Raw genomic sequence first — 11,935 nt, 5'->3', positions numbered from 1 at the left:
TTTTGTATCAATATCAGCGAGCACAATAGAAATCCTGAATTATGCTCCAGCACAGGTGCCGCGGATACCCCGACGGATCCGGCACCCCGCCCGCCGCAACGGCGGGCGGAATAACAACGATCGACTCTACAGGAGAGGAACCACGTCCGGTTACGGCATCATCACCGCGGGCCGGCTGAACGCGCCGAACTGGATCTTACGGCGGTAAACAGCTCGATTCACTAAGCAAGCCCATGGCGATCTGGTTCATCCATGCGGACAAACGACATGACGCATGCACGGCGCGTGCTACTCGATGCAAACCGGGGCAGGCACAGCCAGTTGATCCCCATCGCCGCACCCACGGCAGATGACTATCATCACATGGAGAAAATGGCGCGCTTGTATCGGGGGAAGTCGTATGAGCGTCGAAACGGAGTTGGCGCGTATTGGCAACGACCGGATCACCCGGCACGCCCTCGTGCATATCTACACGGAATCTCTCCGGTATCTGCTTGATCGAGCTTCACGGGCCGTGATCGTCCGCTTTCACGGGAGACACCTGCGCCTCATGTTCGCCCGGCTGGTTGTGCTTACCCTCGAGGGGGCGGAGTGCTGGATCACCACCGACCCGGCCTGTCGTTCACGGCTGGAGACCCTGCGCTCTTGGCAGTGGGACCGGCAGTCCTACCCCCGATATAGGCGGCCTCCGTCCTTGAACGGCTACTACGATCCGAATTGGGACAATGGGACCGAGTGGGCGGTCATCGGGCACGCACATCAGCGATATCTGGATGAAGTCATGGCTGGCCACGCAAATCCCGACCCACGCTCGCTGCGACATCACAGACAGGATGTGGCTGACCATCTACTTGCGCATGCGATGCGCGCGCCGGCAGGCGAAAGGCCGCTTCCCGACATGAAGCCGGAGCCGGATTCGCCAGAGCCTGCATTCGCCTTTAATGAGGTAGACACCCGTATACCCGTGCCGGCGACTATCGTACGCCGCACAGGCCAGCCCCGATTTCGGGAAACCCTGATCAGGGTCTACACCGGACGATGTGCGTTTTCCGGCTGCGCCGTCCCACAGGCACTGGAAGCTGCCCATATCGTGCCTTATCGCGGCCGTGAAACCGACCACGTACAGAACGGCCTGCTGCTAAGGCGCGACTTGCATGCCCTGTTCGACCACGGACTCATCGGCGTGGACGAACGCACGATGAAAATCCTTGTCGACGCGTCACTCGCGCATACCGAATACGCCGTCTTTGCAGGACAGCCGGTCCTCCTCCCAAAGCGCTCGGCTGACGAACCATCCAAGGAGGCACTGAAGGCGCACCGCCAGCGTTCGAGTTTGAATGAATAGGGTCTGCAGACGGTTACGCCCGAAGGAAGACGTGGCCGCCAACCCGGGATCACATGACATGTGGCGATACAGACGCGTTGCCCCCTTGGGTTCCTGCTCACATGAGCCTATATTCGGGATCAGATGAACGGAGGTGCGCCATGTCCGCCCACACCGAGGTCCAGCAACTCGGCGAACTGCTCGGCCTGCCCGATCCCGCCGGCCTGTCCCACCTGAGCCTGTCCGAGGAGCTCGTTCACGGGCTGTCGATATCGGCGCTGGACCGCCTCGCGCAGGAGGTCGCCCCCGGGGACAAGGCGTTTCCGGAGATGATCGTCTCCCGCGCCACCCTCAAGCGGCGCCGGCGGGACAAGCGTCCGCTGAGCGCCTACGAGAGCGAAAAGCTCGCACGCACGGCGGGCGTCTGGCGCATGGCGCTGGACGTCTACCACGACGAGGACCACGCCCGGCGCTTCCTCCACCAGCCCCACCCGCTGCTGGAGGGCCGCACGCCGCTGGCACTGGCGGTGGAGAGCAGCGTCGGCGCGGAGGCGGTGGAGCACATCCTCGGGCGGCTCAAGTACGGCTCCGCGGCGTGAGCGTCCAGCGCCTGGACCGGACGTTGACCGCCTACCGCATCGGCGATCCGGACGGCGACTACCCGATCTACGACGCCACCGGCTCGCGGCGCTACCCGGGACGCTGGAACACCGCCACCGCCCCGGTGATCTACGCCTGCGAGCACTACTCCACCGCCATGCTGGAGAAGCTCGTGCACGCCGGCGGACTGATGCCCCCGAACCAGCACTTCATCGAGATCACCCTGCCCCACGGGCTGAGCTACGAGATGGTCACCAAGGACGCACTGCCGGGCTGGGACACCCCCGAGCCCTCCGTGTCCGCCCATTACGGCGCACGCTGGGCCGCCGAGCGCCGCTCCGCGGTCCTGCTGGTGCCGTCGTTCGTCGCCCGGGTGGAGCACAACGTGGTCATCAATCCGGCCCACGAGGAGTTCGAGCGCATCGGCCACGGCCTGCCGACCCCGGTATGGTGGGACGACCGGCTATTCACCGACTGATATCCCCCACGCAGGCGGCCGACGAGGAGACAGACCATGGACGCGTTCATGCAGGCGGCACTGGAGGAGGCCCGGCAGGGCTACCACGAGGGCGGCATCCCCATCGGCTCGGTGCTCGTGCACGACGGCCGCATCATCGGCCGCGGCCACAACCGCCGGGTCCAGGAGGGCAGCGCGATCCGCCATGCCGAGATGGACGCGCTGGAGAACGCCGGCCGCCTGCCCGCCTCGACGTACCGCGCCTGCACCCTCTACACCACGCTCTCGCCGTGCCCGATGTGCACCGGCGCCATCCTGCTCTACGGCATCCCCAGGGTGGTCATCGGCGAGAACCGGACCTTCACCGGCGAGGAGGCACTGCTGCGCTCACGGGACGTCACCGTGGAGGTCCTGCAGGAGACGGCATGCATCGAGCTCATGAGCGCGTTCATCCGCGAACGCCCCGAGCTCTGGAACGAGGACATCGGCGTGTGAGCGATTGTCTCATGCCGGGGCTGGGCACAGGTGATACCATGCGAGCCGCTCCCGGGGGGAACCATTCCTGCCGGGCGCAACGACAGTCCAATTATCAGGCCTTCCCGGCCTGCGATTCACAAGGAGAGAACTCATGGACACGAGTTTAGTGAAGCGTACGACCACGGCTCTCGCGGTGGCTTCCGCACTTTCCCTCGCCAGTGCCGCGCACGCGGCCGGTCAGTTTGACGGCGCGTATATCGGCGGCCAGCTCGGTTACGCGTCGTACGACCTCGACGTTTCCGGCGGCGGTGACTCCATTGAGGGTCTATCTGCAACCGGTGCCCGCGGCGGTCTTTTTGTCGGCACCGGCATGATGCGCAACGGGTGGTATATGGGCTTTCAGGCCGATGCCGCAAGTAGCAGCTCTGACACCTCCATAAGCACCGGCAGCGATAACCTGAAAATCGACGCCCAGGAAGAGTACGGCATCGACGCCCGGCTCGGTCGTCAACTTGCCAATGGCGTCCTGCTCTATGGCATCGCCGGCTGGCAGCAGACCAACTTCGAGCTGACGGTCAACGGCAACTCGGACGACGACGACTTCAATGGCTTCCGATTCGGGGTCGGCATCGACATCGTTGCGGGGGAACGGCTGTTCACGCGGCTGGAGTACACCCAGGCGGTTTACGACAAGGAGAGCTACGGCGACACGGAGGTCGATCCGCAAGCCCAGGGGTTCAATATCGGTGTGGGCTATCGATTCTAGGTGACCGGGTCGCCTCCGCCGCCAAGCGGCGGAGGCGACTTTCCCCGCTCCCCGCCCAGACAAACGACCATCGACAGGCCTGCCTTGCCTTTCCTTGATCTAGGGACCAGCTGCATCCATCTCCGCCAGCGACACACCCACTTACGACGGCTTCGTTCCTAACACTCATCCCGCTTGGAAGGCAGCATGGAATACCGCCAGCTCGGCCGCACCGGCCTCAAGGTCTCGCCGCTCAGCCTCGGGACGATGACCTTCGGCTCCAACTTCATCAACATCGCCGAGGTCGGCCAGGACGGCGCCGACCGCATGGTCGCCCGGGCCTGGGAGGCGGGCATCAACCTGTTCGACACCGCCGACGTCTACTCCTTCGGCGAGTCCGAGGAGATCCTCGGGCAGTCGCTGCGCAACGTCGGCATCGACCGGGACCAGGCCGTGATCGCCACCAAGGTCCGCGGCCCGATGAGCCCCGCCGCCGCCGAGGGCCGGGGCGACCCGAACAACGTCGGGCTCTCGCGCAAGCACATCATGGCGGCCTGCGAGTCGAGCCTGCGCCGGCTGGGCACCGACCATATCGACCTCTACCAGGTCCACGGCTGGGACGTGCGCACCGACGTCGAGGAGGTCCTGCGCGCCCTCGACGACCTGGTCCGCCAGGGCAAGGTACTCTACACCGGCTGCTCCAACTGGCCGGCCCGCCACCTGGCCCGGGCGCTGACCCTGGCCGAGGCCCACGGCCTGGAGCGCTTCGTCTCCCTGCAGGCGTACTACGCCCTGGTCGGGCGCGAGCTGGAGCACGAGCTGCTACCGCTGTGCCGGGAGCAGGGCCTCGGGGTGCTGCCGTGGTCGCCCCTGGCCGGGGGCATCCTCAGTGGCAAGTTCCGCCGGGACAACACCGCCCCGGAGGGCGCGCGGCGCAGCGGCTTCGACTTCCCGCCGATCGACCGCGAACGCGTCTGGGACGCCATCGACACCCTGGAGGCCATCGCCGGCGAGACCGGCAGCACCATCCCCCGCGTCGCCCTCGCCTGGCTGCTGGCACAGCCCGGGGTGAGCAGCGTGATCGTCGGCGCCAAGCGCATGGAGCAGCTCGAGGACAACCTCGAGGCCGCCGAGCTCACCCTCAGCGACGAGCAGATCCGGCGGCTGGACGAGGTCACCCGGCCCGACCCCATCTACCCGGCGTGGATGGTCGAGCGCCAGAACGCGAGCCGCTAGCGCCCCCGAAACCGGTCACCAGGGTCCGGACGGCGTCTCAGGCACGCCGCCGGGTCGCCAGTGACACGCCTGCGCTGGCGACGGCGATGCCCAGCCATCCGGCGGGCGTCACGGCCTCGCCCAGCACAATCCAGGCGATCACGGCAGCCATCGGCGGCACGAAGAAGAACAGTGACGCCACCCGGGCGACCTGTCCCGCCCGGGTCATGGCGAGCAGCAGGGTGACCGCGACGAGGGAGTTCCCGATCACGAGATACCCGAGCGCGGCGGCGAACGGCACCGTCCATTCCAGGTGGCCTTCACCGAGGAAGACCAGGGGGAGACACAGCGCCGCACCGAGGACGTACTGGATCAGGTTCACGCTGACCGGGTGATGCCCCACGCCGAAGCGTCTCTCGTAGAGCATGGCGGCGACGATCCCCGCCAGCGCCCCCGCGGCCAGTGCGCCGCCGGCAAGGGTCAGGCTGGTGCGGCCACCGCCGGCGAGGATCACGGTCATCGCGCCGGCGAGGCCCAGTACCAGCCCGCACCACTGTCCGACACGCACATGCTCACCGACGACCGCCGGGGCGAACACTGCCACCAGTATCGGCTGAAGCGAGACGATCAGCGCGACCACGGTGGCGGAGGCCCCGCTGTACAGCGACAGGTAGGTCAGACCGAAGTACACCACCTGCACCAGGACACCGACGACCGCCACGTCGCGCCACTGCCGCGCCCCCCGGGGAAGCGCCGGGCGCAGGATGGCGAACAGCACCGCCATCGCCCCCGCGGCGCAGAGGTAACGCAGCTCCAGCAGCACGAACGGCGACGACGCGTGCAGCGCGACCTTGGCCACGGGGAAACCCGCGGACCAGAGCAGGACGAACAGGTAGGGTGCCGGCAGCATCAGCCGCCGGGGATTGGCCGGAACGGCCCCGTTTGTCTCGGTCATGGATAACCGCCTCCCGATCACCTGCCATAAGGGTCACGGGATTGAACCACGGGGCTTGTCGGGCAAAAATTCACTAAATTCGCATATCATTGTGCGGTTATGCACAAGTTCGACTGGCAGAATCTCCAGCACTTCCTCGCCCTTGCACATGGGGGCTCGCTCTCGGGCGCGGCCAGGGCGCTGGGCGTCGACCACGCGACGGTCAGCCGCCGCATAGCGGCGCTGGAGGCGGCACTGGACGTCAAGCTCGTCCACCGCCTCCCGCGCAGCGTGCATCTGACGCGGGAGGGCGAGGCACTTCTCGACCGGGCCGCACTCGCCGAACGCGGCATGGTCCAGCTCGGACACTATCTCGAAGCCCGCGCCGGCACGGCGACCACGGAGGTCCGCGTCAGCGCCTCACCGGCGGTCGCGACCCGGCTGGTGGCGCCATCCCTGCCGGCGTTTCACCGCGACCATCCGGAGATCACGCTGACCCTGGCCGTCACCCCGGAGATCGCGCAGCTGGACCGGGGCGAGGCCGAATTGGCGATCCGGCTCGTCGAGCCGACGGAGGGCGAACTGCTCGCCCGGCGGGCCGGCAGCATGGCATTCGGACTCTACGGCCCCCCGGACTACGCCGAATGCCCCGGCGCAGAGTGGTCCTTCATCGGCTACGACGACACCTACGAGCACGTCACCCAGCAGCGGTGGCTGCGTTCGGTCGTCGGCAACCGGCCGGTCGTCTTCCGTTCCAGCGATCTGCTCGCGCAGCAGGAAGCCGCGGCGGCCGGCCTCGGCGCGGTCTCGTTACCCTGCTTCATCGGCGACGCGGACGAGCGACTGGTACAGCTGGCGCAGGAGCCGCCGCACCCGTCGGCCCCCATCTGGCTCGTCACCTACCCGGACCTGTTCCGCGCACCGCCCGTGGCCGCCGCCATGGCGTTCCTCGCCGGTATCGTCGCCGAGCACTGTCCCCGGGAATACTGAGGGCCGGGACAGGCGATGACGGCTCAGGCGCTCCGCCGTTCCGTTACCAGCCGCACCGCCAGCGCCCCCAGCACGAACCCCATGACGTAGCGCTGCACGGACAGCCAAAGCGGCCGGCGCCGCAACCGGCCGGCAAGCGTCGCCGCGGACAGCACGATCGCCAGGTTCACCGGCAGGCTGACGGCGATCTGCACCAGCCCGAGGAGCACACCCTGGGTGAACAGCGGCCCGTACGCCGGCGAGACGAACTGGGGGAACACGGAGAGGTAGAACACCGCGATCTTGGGGTTGAGGGCGTTGGTGAGAAAGCCTGTCAGGAACAGCCGCCGGGGGCCTTCCTCCGGCAGCGTCCGGGCCTCGAACGGTGATCCGGCGCCCGGGCGCACCATCCGCCAGGCGAGATAGAGCAGGTACGCCGCACCCAGCCACCGGACGACCTCGTAGGCGAAGGGGATTGCCAGGAACAGCGCGGTCAGCCCGCCCGCGGCGGCGAGCACGTGGAGGAAGAAGCCGGCGATCACGCCCAGCAACGAGAACATGCCCGCGGCCCGCCCCTGACAGATCGAGCGGGAGACCAGGTAGACCATGTTCGGACCAGGACTGAGGACCATCACCAGCGCGGCGGCGGCGAAGACCAGGAGCTCGCCCGGTGGGATCATGACTCGCCCTCGCGGATAACGACGAGCATCAAGCCTAACCCGCCCGCCGTCCCCGCGGCGAGCGGGCCTGAAGGCGGGGCGTTACTCGCCCGCGGCGAGCCAGCTGTCCACCAGATCCCGGTGCGCCGCGATCCACTCACGGGCACCCGCGGCGGGGTCGTCCTTCTCGCGGATCGTGGCCATGAGCCCACCGACCTGCTGATCGTTCATCTCCCAGGCATCGAGCCAGGCACCGACCTCCGGGTGCGCCTCCAGCAGCTCGGGGCGACTCATCCAGTGGATGTCCTCGCCCTTGCCGTAGACGCCCCTGGGGTCGTCCAGATACTTCAGATCGTACTCCGCGAAGGCCCAGTGCGGGTTCCACAGCGTGACGACCACCGGCTCGTGGCGCCGGTAGGCCCGCTCCAGCGCGGCGGTCATGCCGGGTCCGGAACTCGCGATGAGCTCCATGTCCAGGCCGTAGGCATCGACGGCCTTCTCGGTGAGGCCCATGAGCGCGGAGCCGGGATCGATGCCCACGATGGCGGGGCGGCCGTCCTGCTCGAACCTCCCGGGGTTCTCGGCCAGCTCCGGGATCGTGTCGACGTCGACATACGCGGGCACCACCAGGCCCAGGCCGGTGTTGCGGTACCACGCGTCATTGAGGGCGATGTCCTCCTTGAACCGCTCGTAGAAGCGCCTGTCGCTCTTCGGCATCCATACCTCCAGGGCCATGTCGATGGAGTCCGTGGCGATGCCCGAGTAGATCACCGACTTCCCCGCGTTGGTGAGCTCGACCTCGTAGCCCTGCTCCTCGAGGAGCTGTTTCCACATGTGGGAGACCGCGATGTTCTCGGCCCAGTTGTTGAGACCGATGCGGATGGTCCCCTTGTCCGCGGCGGTGACACTGCCGGCCAGTAGCAGGCCGGCGACGAGGATGGTCAGACGTTGCATGGTTGTTGTCATGGCTGGGTAGCTCCCTCCTGCTGCGAAAGGCACGCCGCCGGCCGGCGGCGTGCGCTCAGACCGCCCCCGACAGCCGCGGATCGAGCGGGTAGGGGGTCAGGTTCTCGACCCCGGTGTCGGTGACGAGGTACTCGTTCTCCAGTTTCACGCCCTCGCCGCCACCGGGCTCGCCGATATAGCTCTCCACGCACAGGACCATCCCGGCCTCGACCTCGCCGTCGTAACCACCCTCGAAGTCGGCGGCGTGGAGGACGTAGGGATACTCCCCGGTCATCCCGCAACCGTGGACGGCGACGAAGTAGCGGGAATCGAAATAGCGTGCCGGGATCGGCCAGGCGTTCTCGGCGATCTCGCGCAAGCGCACCCCGGGGCGGATCAGACCGGCGTTGTGCTCGATCTCCTCCATTGCCAGACGGTAGAGCTCGCGCTGGTGCGCGGTGGGCCGGCCGTCGCCGGCGAGGAAGGTCCGCGAGAAATCGCTGTAGTAGCCATAGGCGCCGACTACGTCGGTATCCAGCGCCACCAGCTCGCCGGCACGGATCACCCGCGGCGAGCTCTCCTGGAACCACGGGTTGGTACGCGGACCGGAGTTGAACAGCCGGGTCTCCACGTAGTCGCCGTCACGGGCGATGGTCTCGGCGTGGAGCTCGGCCCAGACGGCGTTCTCGCTGCGGCCCGGCTCGATCGCCGCCTCCAGGCGCCGCACCGCCGCCATGGTCGCCTCCGCGGAGGCGCGCACGCAGCGCAGCTCTTCCGGCGTCTTGCGGGCCCGCGCCCGCTCCACGGGCTGCTGGGCGTCGACCACCGTCAGGTCGTGACCGGCCAGGGCCCGTACCGCGGCCTGCTGCTGGCGCTCGATACCCACCCGGGCGCCAGCGCCGCAGTGCCGCCGCACCAGTGCGGCGATCTCGTCCGCCCACTCGCGGGCGCGCTCGTCGACGCGGATATCGGCAGCGACCGCCGAGACCGTCACCGCCGGGCGGACCTCGTCGACCGTCTCCAGTCCCTCGGCGAGATGGGCGGCACCGGTGAACTCGAACAGCACCACCGGCCCCTCGGCGGGCACGAAGAGATAGCGCGCCGGGTTGCGGTGCATGAATGGCGTCATGTTCCGCGCGCCTGTCGCATAGCGGATGTTGATCGGATCGAACAGCACGCAGGCGTCCACCCGCCACTCGAGCATGTGCTCGCGCAGCCGCGCGAGACGGCCGAGACGCAGTCGCGGGGTATCCAGCGGCCGGGCCGGGTCATCGGGGACGTCCGAACAGGCCTCGCTTATGGGGGCGGGTTGCGCCGGCATCGCTTTCTCTCCTGCTCGGTTTGCTCTGGGTCAATGCATCGTCGTCCAGCCCGTGATCGGTGTGAACCACAGCCAGGGTTGGCCCGTGATAACCTCATGTTATGGATGAACGTAAACGCGGACTGCCGGCATTCACCGCCCTGGTCGCCTTCGAGGCCGCCGGCCGGCACCTCAACTTCACCCGTGCCGCCCAAGAGCTCGGCATCAGCCAGGCCGCGGTGAGCCGCCAGATCCACCGGCTGGAGGCCGAGGCCGGTACGGCGCTGTTCCGGCGCCTGCACCGCGCCGTCGCCCTCACCGACGCCGGCGCCGAGCTCCACCGCAGTGTCAGCGGCGGCTTCGACGACATCGCCACGGCGGTGACCCGGATCCGCCGCGAGCGCCGCCCCGTGGGGGTCGCGGCCAACAACGCCGTGGCGTTCTACTGGCTGCGGCCCCGGATCACCGCCTTCCGTCACGCCCACCCGGACATCGAGCTGGCGGTGTTCGCCTCGGATACCGACCTGCCGCTGGACGGCGAGGAGGTCGACCTGGCCGTGCGCTACGGCAGCGGCCACTGGCCGGACACGGAGGCGGTGGCGCTGTTCGGCGAGACGCTCTTCCCGGTGTGCTCGCCGGACTACCTCGCCGACGCACCGCCCCTGGACACGCCACGGGACCTGCTCGGCCACGCCCTGCTGTACATGCGCCCCCACGGGCGCGACTGGGTCACCTGGACGGAATGGCTCGCGGCGCAGGGCGTGGATGCCGCCGAGCGACTGCCCTCCGGGCTGACCTTCGACAGCTACCCGGTGCTGCTGCAGGCGGCGCTGGACGGCCACGGCGTGGCCATCGGCACCGCCCACCTGCTCGACCCGCTGCTGGACAGCGGCGCACTGGTGCGCCCGCTGGCCGGGACGTACCGCACCGGCCGCGGCTACTACCTGGTCCAGCCCGCCGGCGGGCCGCGGAACGCGGACACCCGGCGGGTGGCGCACTGGCTGCGCGGCACCGCCACCGGCGCACCGGACGCCGGCTGACCCCCTTGCAGAGCCGCCGGCGCGCCTACAGGTAATCGAATGGGATGACGGGGCACGGATAAACGATTATCAACCGTTACCGGAGGTGCCCTGTGGACCTGATACGCATCCTCTTCGCGATCCTGCTGCCGCCCCTCGGCGTGTTCCTCCAGGTCGGCCTCGGCGGACAGTTCTGGATCAACATCCTGCTCACGATCTGCGGCTACGTCCCGGGCATCGTGCACGCGGTCTGGATCATCGCCCGGCGGTGAGCACACACGCCGGGCCAGCGGACGAGGCCGCCGCCCTCCGCCGTCTCGAACGCTTCGCCGTGTTCATGGATACGGCGCTGCCCGTCCCGGGCACGCCATGGCGGATCGGCGCGGACGCCCTGGTGGGGCTGCTGCCGGGGATCGGCGACGGTGCGATGGCCGTGCTGGCGCTCTACCCCGTGGTGGAGGCCCGCCGCCTCGGGGTGAGACGGCGGACACTGGCGCGCATGCTCGCCAACATCGCCGTGGACTTCGCGGTGGGCAGCATCCCGCTGGCGGGGGACGTCTTCGACGCCGGCTTTCGCGCCAACCGCCGCAACGTCGACCTGCTCCGCGGGGCACTGACGGCGCGGCGCGGGGAATGAGCGCTCGGGCGGGGACGCCCGGGTCCGCTATCATGGCGCGCAAGCGCGCGCGAACGGAGGAGACCATGGCCGCCACCGCCGAGGAGATCATCCACGCCCTGTCCCTGGAGCCCCACGTGGAGGGTGGCTACTACCGGCGGACCTACCAGGCGGATGCCCAGCCGCGGGTGCTCACGCCGGGGGGCGAGCGCCACGCCATGACCTCCATCCACTACCTGCTCACTGCCGCCGCCCCGGTCGGCCACTTCCACCGCAACCGCTCGGACATCGTGCATTACTTCCACATGGGTGATCCGGTGCGCTATCACCTCATCCACCGGGACGGACGCCTGGAGCAGGTGGACCTGGGACACGGCCTGGCCGCCGGCCAGCGCCTGCAGCTCACCGTCCCCGGGGGCGTGTGGAAGGCCTCCGAGCTGCTCGCCGGCGAACACGGTTACGGGCTCATCAGCGAGGCGGTGACCCCGGGCTTCGACTTCGCGGACATGGCCCTCGCCGAACGCGACACCCTCGCCGCCGCCCATCCGGCGCACGCCGCACTGATCCGGCGGCTCACCCGGGGGTGACGACTGCGGGGGCCGCGCAACGCGGCCCCCGGCAGTGATAGACCCCGCCCGGCGGCAGGTTACGCCAGACCGGCTCGAACGCCACCGT

The 11,935-nt window shown here is 68.6% G+C and carries 15 protein-coding genes; 11 read left to right on the top strand and 4 right to left on the bottom strand.

The window, feature by feature from the left end:
- The first annotated feature begins 400 nt into the window (after positions 1–400).
- The 6 genes from G7A99_RS12575 (at position 401) to G7A99_RS12550 (ending at position 4,839) form a co-directional block, all read left to right on the top strand.
- Positions 401–1,345 carry an HNH endonuclease gene (locus G7A99_RS12575; RefSeq protein ID WP_163140627.1) on the top strand — a complete coding sequence of 315 codons (945 nt, stop codon included), beginning with the start codon at positions 401–403 and terminating at the stop codon, positions 1,343–1,345.
- Between the two features lie 140 nt (positions 1,346–1,485).
- Positions 1,486–1,923, top strand: coding sequence for an antitoxin Xre/MbcA/ParS toxin-binding domain-containing protein (locus G7A99_RS12570; RefSeq protein WP_163140625.1), 438 nt, complete (start codon positions 1,486–1,488; stop codon positions 1,921–1,923).
- Positions 1,920–2,402 carry an RES family NAD+ phosphorylase gene (locus tag G7A99_RS12565; RefSeq protein ID WP_163140623.1) on the top strand — a complete coding sequence of 161 codons (483 nt, stop codon included), beginning with the start codon at positions 1,920–1,922 and terminating at the stop codon, positions 2,400–2,402. Before G7A99_RS12570 ends, G7A99_RS12565 begins: the two co-directional genes overlap by 4 nt.
- 36 nt (positions 2,403–2,438) lie before the next feature.
- Positions 2,439–2,876, top strand: coding sequence for a nucleoside deaminase (locus G7A99_RS12560; RefSeq protein WP_163140621.1), 438 nt, complete (start codon positions 2,439–2,441; stop codon positions 2,874–2,876).
- Positions 2,877–3,009: 133 nt separating this feature from the next.
- On the top strand, positions 3,010–3,624 hold the full coding sequence (locus tag G7A99_RS12555; RefSeq protein WP_163140619.1) for a porin family protein: 615 nt from the start codon (positions 3,010–3,012) through the stop codon (positions 3,622–3,624).
- A gap of 186 nt (positions 3,625–3,810) precedes the next feature.
- Positions 3,811–4,839 (top strand): aldo/keto reductase, encoded by a 1,029-nt coding sequence (locus tag G7A99_RS12550; RefSeq protein ID WP_163140617.1) that lies wholly within the window; start codon positions 3,811–3,813, stop codon positions 4,837–4,839.
- A gap of 37 nt (positions 4,840–4,876) precedes the next feature.
- Here G7A99_RS12550 and G7A99_RS12545 read toward each other — a convergent pair whose 3' ends face one another.
- A complete protein-coding gene (locus tag G7A99_RS12545) occupies positions 4,877–5,773 on the bottom strand; it encodes a DMT family transporter (protein ID WP_163140615.1) in 897 nt (298 codons plus the stop codon).
- Positions 5,774–5,872: 99 nt separating this feature from the next.
- Here G7A99_RS12545 and G7A99_RS12540 point away from each other — a divergent pair, with 99 nt between their 5' ends.
- On the top strand, positions 5,873–6,742 hold the full coding sequence (locus G7A99_RS12540; RefSeq protein ID WP_163140613.1) for a LysR family transcriptional regulator: 870 nt from the start codon (positions 5,873–5,875) through the stop codon (positions 6,740–6,742).
- A 23-nt stretch (positions 6,743–6,765) separates the two neighbouring features.
- Here the strand turns inward: G7A99_RS12540 and G7A99_RS12535 are convergent, their stop codons facing one another.
- From G7A99_RS12535 to G7A99_RS12525, 3 genes are all read right to left on the bottom strand, one after another.
- Entirely contained in the window at positions 6,766–7,401 is a 636-nt protein-coding gene (locus G7A99_RS12535) for a LysE family translocator (RefSeq protein ID WP_163140611.1), read from the bottom strand.
- Between the two features lie 81 nt (positions 7,402–7,482).
- A complete protein-coding gene (locus G7A99_RS12530; protein ID WP_163140609.1) occupies positions 7,483–8,334 on the bottom strand; it encodes a glycine betaine ABC transporter substrate-binding protein in 852 nt (283 codons plus the stop codon).
- A gap of 67 nt (positions 8,335–8,401) precedes the next feature.
- Positions 8,402–9,646, bottom strand: a complete 1,245-nt coding sequence (locus G7A99_RS12525) for a Xaa-Pro peptidase family protein (RefSeq protein ID WP_163140607.1) — start codon at positions 9,644–9,646, stop codon at positions 8,402–8,404.
- 101 nt (positions 9,647–9,747) lie between these two features.
- Between G7A99_RS12525 and G7A99_RS12520 the strand changes: the two genes are divergently transcribed.
- From G7A99_RS12520 to G7A99_RS12505, 4 genes are all read left to right on the top strand, one after another.
- Entirely contained in the window at positions 9,748–10,665 is a 918-nt protein-coding gene (locus G7A99_RS12520) for a LysR substrate-binding domain-containing protein (RefSeq protein ID WP_163140605.1), read from the top strand.
- A 92-nt stretch (positions 10,666–10,757) separates the two neighbouring features.
- Entirely contained in the window at positions 10,758–10,916 is a 159-nt protein-coding gene (locus G7A99_RS12515; RefSeq protein ID WP_163140603.1) for a YqaE/Pmp3 family membrane protein, read from the top strand.
- Positions 10,913–11,281 (top strand): DUF4112 domain-containing protein, encoded by a 369-nt coding sequence (locus G7A99_RS12510; RefSeq protein ID WP_163140601.1) that lies wholly within the window; start codon positions 10,913–10,915, stop codon positions 11,279–11,281. The genes G7A99_RS12515 and G7A99_RS12510 overlap by 4 nt, the downstream gene beginning before the upstream one ends.
- Positions 11,282–11,346: 65 nt before the next feature.
- Positions 11,347–11,847, top strand: a complete 501-nt coding sequence (locus tag G7A99_RS12505) for a cupin domain-containing protein (protein ID WP_163140629.1) — start codon at positions 11,347–11,349, stop codon at positions 11,845–11,847.
- Positions 11,848–11,935 lie beyond the last annotated feature (88 nt).

It is taken from the genome of Arhodomonas sp. KWT, from assembly GCF_010993615.1.
Note: the sequence above shows the minus strand (reverse complement) of the source record. Positions and strands in the feature narration are given on the sequence as shown.